Below are 19,627 nucleotides of genomic sequence, written 5' to 3'. Positions count from 1 at the left end.
TGACGATCGAGCAGCAAGCGAGTGAAGTGGATCGTGTCAAACGTTCGGAAAGCGGCGTTATTACCAATCCATTTTCCTTGTCACAGCATCATACCGTAGCCGATGCCGATGCGTTGATGGGCAAATTTCGCATTTCCGGAGTCCCAATCGTCGACGAGGGAAACCACCTGATCGGAATTTTGACGAATCGCGACATGCGTTTTGTGCATGATTTCTCTACCCCGATTAAGGAAGTAATGACCAAGGAAAACCTGGTAACCGCTCCTGTAGGAACAACCCTGCAGCAGGCGGAAGCCATTTTGCAAAAACATAAAATCGAAAAACTCCCGTTGGTGGACGAACAAAACATCCTTCAGGGTTTGATTACCATTAAAGATATTGAGAAAAACATCCAGTATCCAAATGCGGCAAAAGATCTGCAAGGCCGTTTGTTGTGCGGAGCGGCAGTAGGTGTATCTGCGGACACCTTCGATCGTGCTGCTGCATTGGTTAAAGCAGGTGTGGATGTACTGGTCATAGACACTGCCCACGGTCATTCCAAAGGCGTGATCGATACAGTAAAAGAGATTCGCAAGCAGTATCCGCAACTGACCATCGTGGCAGGAAACGTTGCGACCGGACAAGCTACCCGTGAACTGATTGAAGCCGGTGCCTCTGTGGTTAAAGTAGGGATCGGCCCTGGTTCCATCTGTACCACACGTGTAGTAGCAGGTATTGGAGTGCCGCAAATCACGGCGATCCACGACTGCGCCCAAGAAGCACGCAAGTACAACATTCCAATTATTGCCGACGGCGGCATTAAATACTCAGGTGATTTGCCAAAAGCTATCGCAGCAGGCGCATCGGCGATTATGATCGGCAGCTTGTTTGCGGGTACGGAAGAAAGCCCGGGAGAATTTGAAATCTATCAAGGGCGCCGGTTCAAGGTATATCGCGGTATGGGCTCGATCGGTGCGATGAAGGCAGGCAGCAAGGATCGATATTTCCAAGAGAACGAGCAAAAGCTTGTACCGGAAGGCATTGAAGGGCGTGTTCCATACAAAGGACCTTTGGCAGAGGTAACGTACCAGCTGATCGGGGGCTTGCGCGCCGGTATGGGGTATTGCGGAACAAAAACGATTCAGGATTTGATTGATAATGGCCAATTCATCCGAATCACAGGAGCTGGTCTGCGCGAAAGCCACCCGCATGATGTTCAAATTACCAAAGAGGCTCCTAACTATTCCATTTCCTAGAAAACAGTTCTTTTGACCTAAACCCCCTTTTCTTGAAGAGAAGGGGGTTTTTACTAGCTTCAATCACGCATGCTTCCTATGGTACACTTACAATTGTGCGTATGATCAGCAATGCCAACCAATTCACCAAAGACAAAATCGACAGAAGTGGGAGAGTGAGAAATGGCAATGAAACAAAAAACATGGACAAGACGGTTAATGAGTCTATACCTTTCTGTCGCTGTATTTGTTACAGCTATGACGGGAATGGCAACACAGGCACAGGCGGCCCCTGCAAATCTGGATTTGGCCGCTAAATCAGCAATTCTTGTCGAGGCTTCCACGGGAAAAGTGCTCTACAGCAATAACCCGGATCAGCCGCTTCCTCCGGCCAGCATGAGCAAAATCATGTCGGAGTACTTGATTCAAGAGGCAGTCAAGCAAAAGAAGATCAGCTGGGATGATGTAGTGCCTGTCAGTGAATATGCGTTCTATGTGGCAAAAATTTCGGATGCTTCCGGCGTCTACCTGAACGCAGGAGAATCTTTTACGGTCAAACAATTGTATGAAGCGATGGCGATCGTTTCTGCAAACGATGCAACGGTCTTGCTTGCCGAAAAAGTCGCGGGCAGCGAGTCGAATTTTGTACAGATGATGAACAAGAAAGCAGCAGAGCTGGGAATGACCAACACCTCCTTCGTCACATCCACTGGTTTGCCTGCAAATGAACTTGGTCCATACTCGGTGGATACCGATCAGACCGAAAACCTGATGTCTGCTCGTGACTCGGCAATCCTCGCCCGTGCGTTGATCCGCGATTTTCCAGAGGCCTTGGAAGTATCGAAAGTTCCTCGCTTTACATTCCGTGCCGGTTCCCCGCAGGAATTGAAAAAAGCCAACTACAACTGGATGCTTCCCGGACTGAACAGCTTCTATGAAGGTGTAGACGGATTGAAAACCGGTTTTACAAACGCTGCACAATACTGCTTTACCGGAACAGCCGAGCGCGATGGCATGCGTTTGATCGGTGTCGTGATGGGGACAGAAAGCAATACAAAGCGTTTTGTGGAAACCAAAAAGATGTTTGATTACGGGTTCAGCAACTTTAAATTGACAAAACAGATGGACAAGGGTGCATCGATTGCCGGTTTTGAATCCGCTTCGCTTACTAACGGCGTCGAGCTGACTGTTCCTGTCGTGACAGGCAGCGAGGTAAAAATGCTGACCAAAATCGGGGCTGAAACGAAATTTACTCCGACGGTCACCTTCCAACAGCTGGCAGCACCAATTGCGAAGGATCAGGTAGTCGGGAAGCTGGTTCTGAAGGAAGAAGGCGTACAAGAGTCAGATTACCTCCAAAAAGAGGACATGGAAAAGGCTTCATTCGACGTAGTAGCCGCACAGGAAGTAGAAGAGGCAAGCTGGATTCGTCTGTTTTTCCGCAGCATCATCCAATTCTTCAGCGGATTGTTCAGCAGCGGAAAATAAAGAAAGTATTGTTTCCCTCTGCGCTTTGGTTTACAATGAGCGTAACTTCAACCATAACACCACATAACAGTTATGGTTCCAACTTCACCACGTAGGGGGAAATAACATGGCACAAGTAGGAACGGACCGCGTAAAACGAGGAATGGCTGAAATGCAAAAAGGCGGCGTCATTATGGACGTCGTAAATGCGGAGCAGGCAAAAATTGCGGAAGCGGCTGGTGCTGTTGCCGTAATGGCTTTGGAGCGTGTGCCTTCTGATATTCGTGCAGCAGGCGGCGTTGCGCGTATGGCTGATCTTGGCATTGTCGAGGAAGTATTGAAGGCTGTCTCGATTCCCGTCATGGCAAAAGCACGCATCGGTCATTTCGTGGAAGCGCGTGTGCTGGAGTCGATGGGTGTGGACTATCTCGATGAGAGTGAAGTGTTGACTCCGGCTGACGACTTGTACCATATCAATAAAAAAGAATTTACTGTACCGTTTGTATGTGGCGCGCGTGATCTGGGTGAAGCGCTGCGTCGTATCGGCGAAGGGGCTTCGATGATTCGTACCAAGGGAGAGCCTGGTACCGGTAATATCGTGGAAGCCGTTCGCCACATGCGTACCATGATGGCGCAAATTCGCAAAGTACAGGCGATGTCCTATGATGAGCTGATGGCGGAAGCCAAGAATCTGGGTGCGCCTTATGAACTGCTGGAGTATGTGCACAAAAACGGCAAACTCCCGGTCGTGAACTTCGCCGCAGGCGGAATTGCAACACCTGCCGACGCAGCCCTGATGATGCAGCTCGGGTCTGAAGGCGTGTTCGTAGGATCCGGCATCTTCAAGTCCGATAATCCGGAAAAATTCGCTCGTGCCATCGTAGAAGCCACTACCCACTACACCGATTACGAACTGATTGCTCGTGTATCCAAAGGCTTGGGTACCCCGATGCAGGGAATTGAGATCTCCAAAATTCGTGAAGTTGACCGCATGCAAGATCGCGGCTGGTAAGGTGATCATGATGAAAATTGGGGTTCTTGCTCTGCAGGGTGCAGTCATCGAACATCTGCGCATGTTGGAAGAGGTAGGTGCAACAGCCGTCTCCGTAAAAAGGGTGGAGGAGTTGCACGATCTGGACGGCCTGGTCATTCCCGGCGGTGAGAGTACGACGATCAGCAAGCTGATGCACAAGTACGGGTTGATGGACGCGGTTCGAAAGTTCGGCGAAGCGGGCAAGCCAATCTTCGGCACTTGCGCTGGCGCGATTCTGTTGGCCAAGGAAATCGAAGGACAATCGGACGCGCATCTCGGCTTGATGGATATAAAGGTAGCGCGTAACGCATTTGGCCGGCAAAAGGACAGCTTTGAGGTCAACCTGCCAGTAGTCGGAGTCGCTGCTGATTATCCGGCCGTTTTTATCCGGGCTCCTTATCTCAAGCATGTAGGGGAAGCCGGTCAGGTATTGGCCAAACACGAGGATAAAATCGTCGTCGCACGCGATAGACATTATCTGGCTGCTGCCTTTCATCCGGAGTTGACGGAAGATACGCGTTTACACAAGTATTTCTTCGATATGGTGAAGGAAGCAAAAAAGGCGTAAATCCAAAAGACAGGAACAGAGCCGCTCTTTACACAGGTATAGAACCTGTAGTACAGTTAACAATAGAAGTTAGATGTTGTAAACTGTGCGAACACGTTGATGAGAACTAGTACTTCAACAAGGTCTGGCCTAGAGAGTCGGTGGTTGGTGCAAACCGATCCAGCTTGTGAAGGAATCCATCTCGGAGTGGCAAGGTATAACTTGTCCGGTCCCCGTCCCGTTATGACGGAAGAGTGGACAGATAGCTGTGATTCAGGAGCTTCTGTCAACGAGGGTGGCAACGCGGGTAACCAGCACTCGTCCCTTATCAGGGGACGGGTGTTTTTTGTTTTTTTATTCGATGTCGATGTGGAGGGATTCGAAATGTTGGACGTAAAAGTACTGCGACAAGACCTGGAGGAAGTAAAGCGCCGCTTGTCCGCTCGCAATGAAGACATCTCTGCTTTGGATCAGTTCGCAGAAGTGGACGAGAAGCGCCGCCATGTGATTCAGGAAGCAGAAACCTTGAAAAATAAACGCAACACCGTCTCCGAGCAGGTTGCTGTCATGAAGCGCAACAAGGAGAATGCAGACAGCCTGATCGCGGAGATGAAAGAAGTAAACGAGCGCATCAAAGTGCTGGATGAAGATCTTCGTCAACTCGATGAGCAGCAGGAACTGATTTTGCTGAGCCTTCCCAACCTGCCGCACGAAAGCACACCGATAGGTACGTCCGAGGATGACAACGTAGTGGCATGGACCTGGGGAGAGCCCCGCAATTTTGGCTTTGAGACCAAGGCACACTGGGATTTGGCTACCCAGGCGGGCATTCTCGACTTCGAGACAGCAGCCAAGGTAACAGGCAGCCGCTTTGTCTTTTACAAAGGCTTGGGAGCGCGCTTGGAGCGTGCGCTGATCAGCTTCATGCTCGATTTGCATACCACCGAACACGGGTATGAAGAAATCCTGCCGCCGTTTATCGTCAACCGCGCCAGCATGACAGGGACCGGGCAATTGCCGAAGTTTGAGGAGGATGCGTTCAAACTCGATGGACCTGATTACTTCCTGATTCCGACAGCAGAAGTGCCTGTCACCAACATGCATCGTGACGAGATCCTCGACGGGGCTGAATTGCCGCTCTACTATGCGGCATACAGTGCTTGTTTCCGTTCGGAAGCGGGATCCGCGGGACGCGACACCCGCGGCCTGATCCGCCAGCATCAATTTAACAAAGTGGAAATGGTGAAGTTCGTCAAACCAGAGGATTCCTATGAAGAATTGGAAAAGCTGGTGAAGGATGCAGAGCGCGTGCTGCAATTGCTGGGCCTGCCATATCGTGTGCTGAGCATGTGCACAGGTGATCTTGGCTTTACTGCTGCCAAGAAGTACGATCTGGAAGTTTGGATTCCTAGCAACAACACGTATCGGGAGATCTCTTCTTGCTCCAACTTTGAAGCGTTCCAGGCTCGCCGCGCCAATATTCGCTTCCGTCGCGACACGAAGAGCAAACCGGAATTTGTGCACACCCTGAACGGTTCCGGCTTGGCGATTGGGCGCACCGTAGCCGCAATCCTGGAGAACTATCAGGAGGCAGACGGGTCTGTCACCATCCCGGAAGTATTGCGTCCGTACATGGGCGGCATTGAAAAAATTACGCCAAAGGCATAGTTGCAACAGATAATCAAATCAACAGCTCTGATCCGAATTGGACAGGGCTGTTTTTTTTGTGTACTAATACAGATTATTTTTTGGAAATTGTTGTTGCACAGTTCAAATTACTGTTATATAATAACCGCAAAAGTTAAGAATATTGTCTTAATACAGAAATGGGAGGATAGGAGATATGAATTGTTACAGGTGTGAAGGAAATGGCGAACAGAATTGCCCGCGTTGCGGAGGGATCGGTCAAGATGGGAACGGTACGGCATGCCATCACTGCAAGGGAGATGGTCATGTTTGCTGCAGCCATTGCAGCGGAAGCGGGAACATCGAGTAGGACCATTTTTTTTGCAGTATCTGTACTATAATAATTTACGTTTATACAATCTGTACCATAATAACGAAATTTCGAAAAGGGGGAGCTTTGCTTGAGTATGATTCCAACCAATCCATATCCAATCGTCATTGACGCGGAAATGATGCCGGGTTATGAAGAGATTCTTACCCCTGAAGCACTCCAGTTCATTGGCAAATTAGAGCAAAACTTTGGAGATCAGCGATTGGAGCTGCTGGCCAAACGAGAGGAGCGGCAGGCGCAAATCGACGAGGGAATATTGCCTGATTTTCTTCCCCAGACAGCCGCCATTCGCGAGGGAGACTGGACGGTAGCACCTTTGCCCGCCGACCTGCTGGACCGCAGAGTGGAGATCACGGGTCCTGCCGGTGATCGGAAAATGGTGATCAATGCCTTGAACTCCGGGGCGCGGCTTTTCATGGCAGACTTTGAAGACGCCAATTCTCCGACATGGATCAATACGATTCAGGGACAGATCAATATGAAGGATGCGGTGCGGCGTACGATTTCGTATACCAGTCCGGAAAAGAAGCAGTACACATTGAATGAAAAAACAGCAGTCCTGAAGGTGCGCCCGCGCGGCTTGCACATGGAGGAAAAGCACATTTTGCTGGACGGGAAACCGGTATCCGCCAGCTTCGTCGATTTTGGTCTTTACTTTTATCACAATGTTCAACCGTTATTGGCGCAAGGCACTGCTCCTTATTTTTACTTGCCAAAGCTGGAGAGCCATCTGGAGGCGAGGCTGTGGAATGACGCCTTTGTGTTTGCCCAAGAGGAATTGAACATCCCTCAAGGAACGATTCGGGCGACGGTGTTAATTGAGACGATTATGGCTGCTTTTGAAATGGATGAGATCCTGTATGAGCTGCGGGAACACAGCTCCGGACTCAATTGCGGCAGATGGGATTACATTTTTAGTTACATTAAAAAGTTAAGAAATCAGCCTGCTGTCATTTTGCCCGATCGTTCGCAGGTGACGATGACGGTTCCTTTCATGAAAGCTTACACCACCCTGGCAGTAAAGACTTGCCACAAGCGGATGGCTCCATGCATCGGCGGCATGGCAGCGCAGATCCCGGTCAAGAACGACCCGGTCAAAAATGAGGAAGCGTTGGCGAAGGTGCGCGCGGATAAGGAGCGGGAAGCGTACGACGGTCATGATGGCACGTGGGTAGCCCATCCGGGATTGGTCAAGGTGGCGATGGAGGTGTTCGATCGCTTAATGCGAGAACCCAATCAGATCTGGTACAAACGCGAAGACGTGCAGGTGTCTGCTGCGGATCTGCTGGCGGTGCCAGCCGGCGAGATCACCGAGGAAGGAGTGCGCACCAACATCAACGTCGGCATCCAGTATATCGAAGCTTGGTTTCGCGGTGCGGGTGCGGTTCCGATCCGCAATCTGATGGAAGACGCGGCGACGGCGGAAATTTCCCGGGCGCAGGTGTGGCAATGGATTCGCCATCCCAAAGGAGTATTGCCTGACGGGCGCAAGATCACGATCGGATTAGTCAGACAGTGGACCAGCGAGGAAATGCATCTCATGAAGCAGGAGCTGGGAGAGGAGCGGTATCAGCAAGGCATGTTCCAGGTGGCAGGAGAGCTGTTCCTGAAGCTGGTGACAGAGGATACATTTGAAGATTTCTTAACCATACCGGGCTATCGCTATTTAGCTTAAACCAATAAAACGAGTGGGGGAAACGCACATGAGTAAAACAAACAAGCAGGAAGCGATTCAACAACTGGAGCAAATCTGGCAGGGAGAGCGGTTCAAGGGGATTACGCGCCCCTATAAAGCGGAGGATGTCATTCGGCTTCGTGGAAGCGTGCAGGTAGAGCACACATTGGCTCGATTGGGTGCAGAAAGACTGTGGCATCTGCTGCATACGGAGCACCACATCAAGGCGCTCGGTGCGTTGACCGGGAATCAGGCAATCCAACAAGTGAAGGCAGGTCTGAAGGCAATCTATCTGAGCGGCTGGCAGGTAGCGGCTGACGCCAATCTGGCCGGGCAGATGTACCCGGACCAAAGCTTGTACCCTGCCAACAGCGTACCGCAGGTGGTCAAACGCATCAATCAGGCATTGCAGCGCGCGGATCAGATCGATCAGTCGGAAGGCGGCACCGATACGCATTGGTTCGCGCCGATCGTGGCAGATGCGGAAGCGGGCTTTGGCGGACCGCTCAATGTATTCGAGTTGATGAAGGGGATGATCGAGGCAGGGGCAGCGGGAGTTCACTTCGAGGATCAGCTGGCTTCCGAGAAAAAATGCGGGCATATGGGCGGCAAGGTTCTGATCCCGACACAAGCTGCTGTGCGCAATCTCGTCGCTGCGCGATTTGCGGCCGACGTGATGGGCGTACCGACGATTATCGTGGCTCGTACCGACGCCAATGGCGCCTTCCTGATCACAAGCGACATCGATGAGCAGGATAAACCGTTTCTCACGGGCGAACGCACACCAGAGGGCTTCTTCCGCCTCCGTGGCGGGCTGGATGCGGCAATTGCCCGCGGCCTCGCCTACGCTCCATACGCCGATCTGATCTGGTGCGAGACAGCCGAACCCAATCTGGAGGAAGCCCGCCGCTTTGCCGAGGCGATTCATGCGCAGTTCCCCGGGAAGCTGCTGGCGTACAACTGCTCTCCGTCCTTCAACTGGAAGAAAAAGCTGGATGACGCATCCATCGCTCGCTTCCAGGAAGAGCTGGGCGAGATGGGCTACAAGTTCCAATTCGTTACCTTGGCTGGCTTCCATGCGCTCAACTACGGCATGTTTGAGTTGGCACGCAATTATCGCGACCGCGGCATGGCGGCATACTCCGAGCTGCAGCAGGCAGAGTTCGCGAGTGAAGTGTATGGATACACGGCTACGCGCCATCAGCGGGAGGTCGGTACCGGGTATTTCGATGAGATCGCGCAGGTGATCGCGGGAGGAAATTCCTCAACGACAGCCCTGACCGGATCGACTGAAGAAGAGCAGTTTACACATCATTAATCGAATGAAGGTTTTTCGGGGATCAGGGCTTGTTTGCCTTGGTCCTCCATTTGCCAAACGGCGCAACTCTTTTTATAATGGAGAGTGGGAAAAGAAAACTGTGTCCCCGTAGCTCAGCAGGATAGAGCAACGGTTTCCTAAACTGTAGGTCGGAGGTTCGAATCCTCTCGGGGACGCCATTGGAAAGCCGCGCGATTGCGCGGTTTTTTCTATTTCATACCCCTCTTCTACTGTGGGAACTGTAGGTCGACTTCTACTATTCTTCTACCATTGCTTTTTTATCCACAGTTTGAGATCCGAAAAGAACGTCGTCAAAGTGATCGATTGCCGCTTGTTGGAGTCCAGGAGATATGCCCAATGCAAGCGTACTGCCTTTTCTTGAGAAGGAACTTGGCGAACCAACAACGTTATTTGCTTCACCTAGTTCTCTTAATCCAGAAGTAATGATTTTTTATATGATTTGGAACAGAACCACCGCCCACCTTCATTAAGAGGCGGGCTTTGTTTTTTCTGTGAATTGGGTATCATGGTGTTGAGGTGGTATTTATGTGTGGGCGTTTTACCTTTGTAGTCAGTCCAGACGAGATTATGGAAAGATTCGAACTGGATAGTATTCCTTTTGATCTTCCCCCGCGATACAACATTGCGCCCGGCCAGAACATCCCGGCCATCATTGAAGACAAGGGCCAGCGTCGTATCGGTCAACTTCGCTGGGGGCTAGTGCCTTCCTGGGCATCAGACGCAAAGGGTGGCTACAAGATGATCAACGCCCGGGCCGAGACACTGACAGAAAAGCCTGCCTTCCGGCGGCTATTTGAGCGTAAACGTTGCTTGATACCCGCAGATGGCTTCTATGAGTGGCAGCAGGGCCCGAAAGGCAAACGGCCCATGCGAATCATGATGCGATCCGGGGAGCCTTTTGCTTTTGCCGGCCTGTATGATACTTGGACATGCGCTGACGGTCAAAAGCTGCATACGTGTACCATCATTACCACCCGGCCCAATAGCGTGGTAGCTGACATTCACGATCGCATGCCTGTTATTCTGAAACAAGAAGACGAATCGTTCTGGCTGGATCGTGAACGATATGATGCAGCGCTGCTTCAATCGCTTCTTGTACCATATGACCCGGTTCAAATGCGTGCCTATCCCGTATCAGCTATGGTTGGCAGCCCGAAAAATGATGTTCCGGAGTGTATACAAGAAATAACTGCCCCGCCTCTTCTGTTTTAGAGGCGGTATTTGTTGTTTATATTCATTTGCAGTCTGCTCCAGGGTTTCTGATTGCAACCTCGTATATAAGCAAAATATCCTAGTTAGTCAAGAAAAAAATTACAAAACAGGGACAATTGTATTAATTTGTAAAAACAAATATTAACATATTTACAATATAATATAATCATTCTATAATAACCCTTATTTGGTATATTTGGAGCAATTTTACAAAAAGGAGGTAATTTTGTTTATTTCGCTTCCATCCAAACAATATAAACTTAGTCTAATCAATATGGGGGAAAACAATGAGATTAAGAAAACTATTATCGCTTATGTTGCTGTCCCTATTATTAGTTACAAGTTTTCTCGGAAATAACTCTGTTTACGCATCTGGAGAAGATCAGGAGTTTGTATTCGAAGGATTTGATATTAAAGATCTAGATAAGCATCCAGATGTTAGAGATAAAATTATAGAGAATGGTTTCGGAGACTACATAGAAAATGGCTCAAAATCGTATAAAGAAATGTCAACACTTTATGATCTAAGTGATCTCGAATCAGATGAACCGATTGAAATTGAAGGTGTTCCTGCGAAAGAAGTGGAAAGAATTATAAAACAATACAATTTCCCAGAGCGCGAAATCCTTGTAAAAGAACAGAATCAAGTTATTCTAGTTAAACGAAACGTTGAGACGAATTCAATTGATGGATTAATTGGTGTAACTGCTAAACTAAATTCAACAGTATCCGCCAAATAGAAATGAACACTTTTTTCTTTCACTTGGTAACCCAGTTAAGCTATGATTACTTGTTCAACATAGCTTGGCTGGGGGATGGGAAAGGTGGAAAAATTACTGTTGTATCTTCAGGTTCATCAATTAAAAGAGCAAGGATTTAAGGTGGCAGCCATCGCAAGGAAATTGGATCTGTCGAGGAACACGGTCTATAAATATCTAGATATGACTTTTGAGGAGGCATCAGATTGGGTCAATTCCCTTGGTAACAGAAGCAAAAAGTTGAATCCCTACCGGGATAGGATTCTCAGTTGGTTACATGAACATCCAGATCTGTCTTCTTCTCAGGTCGAGGACTGGTTAAAGGAGAAATATCCTTCCATTAAGATTGGAGGAAGCACAGTTCGATCCTATGTTAGTGAGCTAAGGGAAATATACCATATTCCGAAAATTGTACATATTCGTGATCACGAAGCAGTGGACGAGTTGCCAATGGGCCAACAGGCTCAAGTGGATTGGGGAGAAGTCACGGTTAAAAATATGGAAAAAAAGGACGTGAGATTATACTTCATCACTTTTGTTCTCTCCCACTCCCGTTTCAAGTATGTAGAGTGGCAAAGCAGACCCTTTACCACAAGGGATGCAATCAGATGCCATGAAAACGCATTCGTATTTTTCGGAGGAATGCCAGAGGAATTGGTTTATGACCAAGATCACCTGATCACCGTAAGTGAAAATGCAGGAGACATTATCCTGACGAGTGAATTTCAGTCTTATAAGCAAGAACGTGGATTTCGCCTTTATTTATGCCGCAAGGCAGATCCGCAAAGTAAGGGCAAGATAGAAAACGTAGTGAAATTCGTGAAAAGAAACTTTGCCAAACACAGGGTTTTCTCCAATATCGATGCATGGAACGAACGGTCTCTGGCCTGGCTATCACGGACAGGCAATTACAATGTGCACCATACAACAAAAAAGAGACCGGTTGAAGTGCACGCCCTCGAAAAGCAACACTTGAAGCCAGTCTCTCCCCTGCTCTCTTTCGAGAGCAACCGTGGATCCAGTATAACAAGAACTGTCCATAAGGACAATGTGATTAAATATAAATCCAATCGGTACTCCCTTCCTTTAGGGACATACCGTCCAAGGGGAGAGAATCAAGTATTTATCGAGATTCATGAAGAGGAACTGATTGTCAGAGCAACTCCGCAAGGAGAAGTTCTTGCACGACATCGGCTTTGCCACGGAAAAGGAGAGCTTATAAAAAGTAGACAGCACTCACGTGATCGATCTAAAGGGATTCATGCTTATAAGGAGACCATTATCCGCCAATTTCACGATCAAGAAAAAGCAATGCTGTTTATTCATGAGATAAGCGTTCGGTATCCGAGGTATGTACGTGATCATTTGCAAATCGTTCAATATGCCATCACCCATTTCCAACCTGATATTGAGGAAGCCTTGGATGTATGTGTAAAAGACCATTTATGGAGTGCAAATGACCTCCGGGATGTTGCACAGCACCTTTCCCGACTAAAAGATACCAAGCCCTCCTCAGAACCTCGTTTCGATCAAGCAATACCAAGCAACTTCCGCAACCTCTCCGCATTACAAGCCACTTCACCAACGAGGGAAATGGATAAATATTTAAAAATACTAGGGGGCATTTGACGTTGAACAGCACCGTACAGACCATGCAAAATTACTTCCGCCATCTTCGGATGGCGGAGACAGCCAATGAACTGCCTGAATTCCTTCGTAAAGCTGAAAAATTCTCTTGGACCTATCAGGAATTTCTAGAAGAACTCTTAACCTATGAATTGAAACGGAGAGAAGCAAAAAATGCGGAGAGGAGATTGAAATGGGCCAAGTTTCCCTATCAAAAGACCTTGGATGAATTTCAGATCGATGAGCAAAAGTCAATCAGTTCCCGCCAAATCAAACAGTTGAAGGAACTGAATTGGCTAGAACAACAGTACAATCTGATCCTTCTTGGTCCTCCAGGAGTGGGCAAAACCCACATTGCAATTGGACTTGGGTTAGAAGCGATACAAAAGGGTTTTCAAGTTACCTTTTCAACCATGGGAGAGTTGATCCATCTATTGAAAACCCAAGAGTACCTCACAAAATCACAAACGCAGCTTAAAAGAATAAACGAATCCGATTTGGTCATTATTGATGATCTCATGTATATGGCAATGGATCAAAGGGAGGCAAACCTATTTTTCCACCTCATAAACAACCTGTATGAACGAAGTTCAATCATATTAACATCCAACAAAGGACCCGAACAGTGGGGAGAATTAATAGGTGATCAAGGAATTACGACGGCTATATTAGATCGATTGCTTCACAGAGTGGAAGTGATCCAACTAAACGAAGACAGCTACAGAATCAAATACAGGAGCTCTATTTTCGGAGAAAAAAGTGTTCAATCTTAATGAGCAAAAAGTGTTCAAAACTACTTGACGGTTACAATTGGCTTCAATCTTCTTGTCTCTAATAGTGGAGCAAAGTTAAGTATGGTACATTATCAAGTAGGAATTGATCCAGTTGATGTAGTTAAAGGGGAAATCACGAAGAAAAATGCAAATGGTACAAGATGGGAAGTTGATGATACAAAATCTTTTAACAAAACTAATGTTAGAAGTGGAACGATCGTATCATGGACTGAAGATATAAATGCTGTTTCAGATTACTTTGAATTCGATCTGACAGTAATAGATAATGGTGTACCTTGGTACTACGATGGGGGCGGAAGAGATCAAAGGTATCAACGCTACAACTTTGAGGTTGATCGGTATAAAGACTTAGATGCACTGGGTGGTCAAAGACACCATTTTGTTTCTGCAACACCATTAAGAAACGCTGGATTCAATTCTAACTATGCTCCTTGCATTCGGATGTTAGCTAAAGATCATTTCAATACACCAAGCTATGGTAGTCCAGGAGTAGACCACAGAAATCAAGAAGAAAAGTACCTGAATCAACAACGCTATCAAGCATTGCTCGATTTTAATGTTGATGCTTTGAGGGACGCAGAGGATTCTGAGGATTATTACAGTAGTCTTCTTGCAAAGTATTATGACGAAGTAATTGAGGCAGTTTACCAATATGAATTTTTTTTCGATATGGTATAAAGCTAATTAATAGGGATGGGGTAATCGTAATTGGCGAAATTGTGCGAATATAACGATTACCTCGCCCTTTTTGTGCATATATTTTAATTATATAATCTTTAGGAGTGAGTGAAAATGGTAGTACTAAATATTGAAGCGGGAAGAGGTATCGGAGATGTAAAACTTGGAATGACTAAGGAAGAAGTAATTCAATGTATATTAAAATATGAAGCTGAGTATCATAGACCGGAACATATGAAGAATTACTTTAAAAACTCGTTTAAAGTTAAATACAACTCTGAAGGTAAAGTCAAATTAATTGAGATTCCTTCAGAATTAAAAGAAGATTTTCAATGCATGTTCATGAATATAGATGTATTCAATACAAAAGCCGAAAAACTGGTTGCATTATTGGACGAGATATCAAAATATGATCGAGATGATACTGAACTTGATACCTGTTTTACTTTTCCAGAATTGGGTTTGATACTTTGGAGACCTGATGTATTAAAGGAGGAAGATCTTGAAAAGGAATGGTTTAAAGAACTTAAACCATCTATTCAGGAGGACACTAAGAAAAACCTATATTTTAGCTCAGTTGCAATAATACCTCGACCATCTCATTCTGAACACTAATAAGAATAAATATTAACTTATACTCAAAGTTGTGGTATTACCTCTAATTCGTTGAATCGGGTAGAACTAGAAATACGGATGAAAAGGGATATGGTTCCAGGAAATCCACCCTGGACAAAGTAATGAAGGCAGCGCAAAAAATTGATCCCAAAGTAACATACGAAAAAATTGTTTACTCCAATGTAAAGAGGCCCTCTTTTATGAGAAGGGCTCAACAATTTCTACTATGACTTCTACTGTAGTAGAAGGTATTGCTTGGTATCACGTGGATAGGATACGATGTAAACTGCATTATTACGCGGTTTTTCCGGGTTCGCCAATCCTCTACGGAGAGGATAAGGCGGTTCGCGTATAATTCCTAAACTGTAGGTCGGAGGTTCGAATCCTCTCGGGGACGCCATTGGAAAGCCGCGCGATTGCGCGGTTTTTTCTTTTTACTTTGATACCCAACAGCCGTTAAGAGTCAATTACTGTAAGCAACGTGTAGATAAAACGACTGAAATTGAATTCTGCTAATTCAAAAAATAAATATTGAAATCGCTTTATTAGGCTGTTAATATCTAGTTAACCGATTCACGAAACCGATTTCCAAAACCGGTTTCCAAGTTTCTGATACGAATGAATCCTGTATTTCTCAAAGGAATATGGAAAAGAGGAACTGATATTAATGAAAGTAACGATTGATGACGTGGCAAAAATGGCTGGGGTATCCAAGACTACGGTCTCCAGAATTCTAAACGGTCACTTCGAACATGCAACAGAAGAAACAAAGAAACGCGTATTGGAAGTGATTCGTGAATTGGATTATCGCCCGAACGCTTTGGCTAGAGGATTAAAGCAGATGCGGACCAATGTGCTGGGAATCATTTTGTCCAATTTGCAAAACCCGTACTGGACCAGGGTGCTGGAGGGTGTGGAGGACGCTTGTCGTGCTCTGGACTACAGTTTGATGATTTGCAACTCCAATGACGATCCTCAATTGGAGGAAGAGTACATCAGGGGACTGCAGATGAGACAAGTCGACGGGATCATTATTAACCCGACGATGAAAAATTTTGCCTTGTACGAGTCTTTGATTCGCAATAAATATCCAGTCGTAGCCGTCAACCGTAAAGTGGCCGAGTTGGAGCTGGATACTGTCGTCGTGGACAACGTCATGGGTGCTACACTGGCAATTAATCAGCTGTGCAAAAATGGTCGAAAAAATATCGCGATCATGGTGTACCCTCCTGAAGGCGTAAGTCCGAGACTCGAACGGATTGAAGGATATAAGCTGGGTTTGTCTCGCAATGGCTTGGCTGTGCGTGATTCGCTGATTCGGATTTTGCCCGAGAAAAAAGGGATTGTGAGAGAAGCCACCAAGGAGCTGCTTACACAATCACCAGAAGTTGATGCGATTTTTTCTACCAACAACATGATGACGCTGGAAATCCTCGAAGCAATCAAGGAGCAGAACCTGCGCGTGCCCCAAGATATTTCGCTTATCGGCTACGATGAGACGGTCTGGTCGAAGCATTTGGATCCTCCGCTGACAACGGTCAATCAACCAGCCTATGAAATGGGAGAGATCGCAGTAAAAAGTCTAATCAAGCGCATTCAGGCAAAGCGGCCTGTAAAACCCAAAACAACTTTGCTGGAACCCAATTTAATTATTCGCCGCTCTTGCGGGACGAAGTAGGAGGAATCATCATGGCGAACATCGGCTTTCGAATATTTCCAATCAGCAAGCGCCCTGCGAAGGAGCTTGTAGAACAATATCGGCACGTAGTCACTCCTCATATCAGCGATAACCTCAATCGGATGCATGGCGTGGCTGCCGGATTAACGCCTTATCATAAAGAAGGAAAGCTGGTCGGGACCGCTCTGACCGTAAAAACTCGGCCAGGCGACAACCTGATGGTGCACAAGGCGATCGACATGGCCGAAGCAGGAGATGTCATTGTCGTCGATGCAGGTGGAGATATGACGAACGCGATTGTCGGAGAGATCATGCTTCGAATCGCTCAGAAAAAAGGTGTGAGCGGATTTGTGATAGACGGGGCAATCCGCGATACCGAAGCCTTTAAACAGGACGTGTTCCCGGTATATGCAAGAGGAGTGACCCACCGTGGACCCTATAAAGACGGTCCAGGAGAAATAAACGTTCCTGTCTCGGTAGGAGGAATGGTGGTGCATCCCGGGGATATCATCGTTGGGGATGAAGATGGACTAGCCGTCGTTCCGGCGGATTTGGCTGAAGAGGTCCTGGCGCTCGTAAAAGCTCAACAAGCGAAGGAAGAAGCCATTCTTGCGTCCATTGCAGACGGAACCGTGGATCGCAAATGGGTGGATGAGACATTAAAGCAGAAGGGCTGTGAATTTGTTGGCATTACCAAGTAGATACAGCTGGGAAGGACTACAACATTTTTGTGAGCAGGTATTTATTAAAGCGGGTGTACCCGCACAGTCGGCAGCGATTGTGGCCGATTCTCTGGTACAGGCAGATTTGCGAGGAGTTGACTCGCACGGAGTGGTACGGACGGCAATCTACCTTAAGCGCATCGAAGCAGGAATGATTGATCCCTTTGCTGCCGTGGAGAAGGTGAACGAGAGCGAAGCGACCATTTTGGTAGATGGCCAGAACAACTTTGGCTCTGTGATCGGCACGAAGGCATTGGACCTGGCATTGGAAAAAGCCAAGAAGCATGGTGCTGCATTTGTCGGCGTAAAAGGATCCAACCATTTTGGCACCGGAGCTTACTACGTCAAGAAGGCCATCGAGCAGGATATGATTTTGCTGGTCATGTCCAACGCCTCACAGACGATGCCTCCAACTGGTGGCGTGAGACCTTTCATTGGAACCAATCCTCTAGCAGTCGGTGTCCCAAGTGGAAAAGAGCTGCCTTTTATTCTGGATATGGCGACAAGTGTGGTAGCGCGAGGCAAAATTATCGTTTCTGCACAAAAAGGCGAGCCGATCCCATTGGGCTGGGCCATCGATAAAGACGGAAATCCTACAACGGATGCCGAAGCTGCTCTGGAAGGATCTGTTTTACCTGTCGGAGGTCCGAAAGGCTATGCGATATCCATGTTTATCGATATTCTATCGGGCGTCTTAACAGGGGCCGGATTTGGCAAATACGTGAATAATATGTACGAAAATTGGGAGGAATCACAAAACGTCGGCCATGTCTTCATCGCGGTAGACATCAATCGGTTCATTCCTGTCGAGCAGTTTAAAGCGCGGATGGATCAATACATCCGGGAGATCAAGCAAGAGCCGAAAGCACCTGGGGTAGAAGAGATCTTGATTCCGGGTGAATTGGAACACCGGCGCAGCCTGGAGCGTAAAAAATTTGGTATCGAATTACCACCAAAAGTAGTCGAAGAACTCACAGCAATCGGAAAAACCTACGGAGTCGATTTGGCACAAGCAGAATTTGAAAAGGCGAAATAATAGGGGGTTCATCATGCAACTAAATCGTGTATTCCGATATGAAATTCCTACTATCATCGAGTTTGGAAACGGTTCCATCCGTTCACTCGCAGATCATGTAAAAGCTTTGGGTGGCAGCAAGGTCCTGATCGTTGCAGACCCGGGTGTAGTATCTGCCGGTGTCGTCGAGCGATTGGAAGAACCATTGAAAGAGGCCAATATACCCTATGTGATTTTTTCGGAGATCGAAGCCGACCCAGACATTTCGTCGGTAGAAAAGGGAACTGATTTGGCCAAAGCGGAAGGCTGCAACCTCGTCGTAGGGGTGGGAGGCGGCAGTTCGCTGGATACAGCCAAAGCGATCGGAACAATGCTGACGAACCCAGGGCATATCCGTGATTATGTCGGCATCAACAAGGTGCTCCATCAAGCGGCTCCGGTCATTGCTGTACCTACTACAGCAGGGACGGGAAGCGAGCTGACAATCTGGTCTGTGCTGTCGGACAAGAAAGAAAATGTGAAGTTGAGCGTTGGCAGTACATACAACTGCCCGACAATGGCGCTTTGCGACCCTGAGCTGACAATCAGCTTGCCGCCGCACGTGACAGCAGCAACAGGGATGGATGCTTTGACGCATGCTCTCGAGTCTTATGTGAATAAAGCGACGCAGCCAATCTCCGAGGGCATGTCCATCCAAGCGATGAAAATGATTGCGAAAAGCTTGCGCGCAGCGGTCGTTGCGGGGGAAAACCTGCAGGCCCGTCATGATATGCTGCTCGCCAGCCTGATTGCAGCGATGGCCTTTAACTCGACTCGCCTGGGGCTTGCTCATGCTTTGGCCATTCCGCTTGGCGCTCATTTCAAGATTCCTCACGGCACGGTAAACGCCATTCTTCTGCCAGAAGTCATGCAATTTAACCTGATTGGCAATTTGGAGAAGTTTGCGGAAATCGCATCGATTTTTGGGGAGAAGGTCGAGCATCTCAGTGACCGGGAAGCAGCAGAGCGTTCCGTCGTGGCGATTCGACAGTTGAAACAGGATGTCGGGATCACGCAGACGCTCTCAGACTACGGACTGAAGGAAGAGCACCTCGGTTTTATTGCCGAAGAAGCCATGCTGTCAGGCAATGTTCCCGTCAATCCACGCAAACCGACCTTGGAAGACCTGAAGCAAATCTGCAGAGCAGCTATGAAAAAGGATTGATCATTTCATAAAAGACAAGCTGGGAAGGGGAAT

The 19,627-nt window shown here is 47.6% G+C and carries 18 protein-coding genes, 1 tRNA gene and 1 other annotated feature (1 of these 20 running past the window's edge); all 19 genes read left to right on the top strand.

Translation table 11 applies throughout. The annotated features are described in order from the left end of the window. Positions 1-1,235: the 3' portion of an IMP dehydrogenase gene (gene guaB, locus T458_RS51590; protein ID WP_023559009.1), read on the top strand. Its footprint begins 226 nt before the window's first position; 1,235 of the gene's 1,461 nt are visible here — the last part of the coding sequence; the start codon falls outside the window, past its left edge; the stop codon is at positions 1,233-1,235. A gap of 168 nt (positions 1,236-1,403) precedes the next feature. Next, the gene (locus tag T458_RS51585) at positions 1,404-2,702 is read left to right on the top strand and encodes a D-alanyl-D-alanine carboxypeptidase family protein (RefSeq protein ID WP_031306204.1); all 1,299 of its coding nucleotides are present in this window, start codon (positions 1,404-1,406) and stop codon (positions 2,700-2,702) included. Positions 2,703-2,808: 106 nt separating this feature from the next. Next, the gene (gene pdxS, locus T458_RS51580) at positions 2,809-3,693 is read left to right on the top strand and encodes a pyridoxal 5'-phosphate synthase lyase subunit PdxS (RefSeq protein WP_023559007.1); all 885 of its coding nucleotides are present in this window, start codon (positions 2,809-2,811) and stop codon (positions 3,691-3,693) included. A 10-nt stretch (positions 3,694-3,703) separates the two neighbouring features. Further along, a complete protein-coding gene (pdxT, locus tag T458_RS51575; RefSeq protein ID WP_023559006.1) occupies positions 3,704-4,282 on the top strand; it encodes a pyridoxal 5'-phosphate synthase glutaminase subunit PdxT in 579 nt (192 codons plus the stop codon). Between the two features lie 87 nt (positions 4,283-4,369). Further along, positions 4,370-4,590 (top strand) — a binding site (T-box leader). A 55-nt stretch (positions 4,591-4,645) separates the two neighbouring features. Then, on the top strand, positions 4,646-5,929 hold the full coding sequence (gene serS, locus T458_RS51570; RefSeq protein WP_023559005.1) for a serine--tRNA ligase: 1,284 nt from the start codon (positions 4,646-4,648) through the stop codon (positions 5,927-5,929). 200 nt (positions 5,930-6,129) lie between these two features. Further along, positions 6,130-6,288, top strand: a complete 159-nt coding sequence (locus T458_RS57365; protein WP_023559004.1) for a hypothetical protein — start codon at positions 6,130-6,132, stop codon at positions 6,286-6,288. A gap of 60 nt (positions 6,289-6,348) precedes the next feature. Beyond that, positions 6,349-7,953, top strand: a complete 1,605-nt coding sequence (gene aceB / locus T458_RS51565) for a malate synthase A (protein ID WP_031306203.1) — start codon at positions 6,349-6,351, stop codon at positions 7,951-7,953. Positions 7,954-7,981: 28 nt separating this feature from the next. After that, the gene (gene aceA, locus T458_RS51560; RefSeq protein WP_023559002.1) at positions 7,982-9,271 is read left to right on the top strand and encodes an isocitrate lyase; all 1,290 of its coding nucleotides are present in this window, start codon (positions 7,982-7,984) and stop codon (positions 9,269-9,271) included. A gap of 102 nt (positions 9,272-9,373) precedes the next feature. After that, positions 9,374-9,450: transfer RNA gene (locus T458_RS51555), tRNA-Arg, on the top strand. A gap of 367 nt (positions 9,451-9,817) precedes the next feature. After that, a complete protein-coding gene (locus T458_RS51550; RefSeq protein WP_023559000.1) occupies positions 9,818-10,504 on the top strand; it encodes an SOS response-associated peptidase in 687 nt (228 codons plus the stop codon). A 287-nt stretch (positions 10,505-10,791) separates the two neighbouring features. Then, a complete protein-coding gene (locus T458_RS51545) occupies positions 10,792-11,244 on the top strand; it encodes a hypothetical protein (RefSeq protein ID WP_023558999.1) in 453 nt (150 codons plus the stop codon). 96 nt (positions 11,245-11,340) lie between these two features. After that, complete coding sequence (gene istA, locus T458_RS51540) at positions 11,341-12,891, top strand: IS21 family transposase (protein ID WP_144083832.1); 1,551 nt, start codon at positions 11,341-11,343, stop codon at positions 12,889-12,891. A 2-nt stretch (positions 12,892-12,893) separates the two neighbouring features. Next, entirely contained in the window at positions 12,894-13,661 is a 768-nt protein-coding gene (gene istB, locus T458_RS51535) for an IS21-like element helper ATPase IstB (RefSeq protein ID WP_023554153.1), read from the top strand. Between the two features lie 81 nt (positions 13,662-13,742). Further along, the gene (locus T458_RS51530) at positions 13,743-14,360 is read left to right on the top strand and encodes a hypothetical protein (protein ID WP_023558998.1); all 618 of its coding nucleotides are present in this window, start codon (positions 13,743-13,745) and stop codon (positions 14,358-14,360) included. 114 nt (positions 14,361-14,474) lie between these two features. After that, positions 14,475-14,975, top strand: coding sequence for a hypothetical protein (locus tag T458_RS51525; protein ID WP_023558997.1), 501 nt, complete (start codon positions 14,475-14,477; stop codon positions 14,973-14,975). A 622-nt stretch (positions 14,976-15,597) separates the two neighbouring features. After that, a complete protein-coding gene (locus T458_RS51520; protein WP_354702699.1) occupies positions 15,598-16,653 on the top strand; it encodes a LacI family DNA-binding transcriptional regulator in 1,056 nt (351 codons plus the stop codon). A gap of 11 nt (positions 16,654-16,664) precedes the next feature. After that, positions 16,665-17,354 carry an RraA family protein gene (locus T458_RS51515; RefSeq protein WP_023558995.1) on the top strand — a complete coding sequence of 230 codons (690 nt, stop codon included), beginning with the start codon at positions 16,665-16,667 and terminating at the stop codon, positions 17,352-17,354. After that, on the top strand, positions 17,335-18,411 hold the full coding sequence (locus tag T458_RS51510; RefSeq protein ID WP_023558994.1) for an Ldh family oxidoreductase: 1,077 nt from the start codon (positions 17,335-17,337) through the stop codon (positions 18,409-18,411). Before T458_RS51515 ends, T458_RS51510 begins: the two co-directional genes overlap by 20 nt. A gap of 13 nt (positions 18,412-18,424) precedes the next feature. After that, on the top strand, positions 18,425-19,594 hold the full coding sequence (locus tag T458_RS51505; RefSeq protein WP_023558993.1) for an iron-containing alcohol dehydrogenase: 1,170 nt from the start codon (positions 18,425-18,427) through the stop codon (positions 19,592-19,594). The last annotated feature ends 33 nt before the right edge of the window (positions 19,595-19,627 follow it).

The sequence above is a fragment of the Brevibacillus panacihumi W25 genome, assembly GCF_000503775.1.
Classification (GTDB): Bacteria; Bacillota; Bacilli; order Brevibacillales; family Brevibacillaceae; genus Brevibacillus; species Brevibacillus panacihumi_A.
The sequence above is the reverse complement of the archived record's forward strand: the minus strand, read 5'-3'. Positions and strand labels throughout refer to the sequence as shown.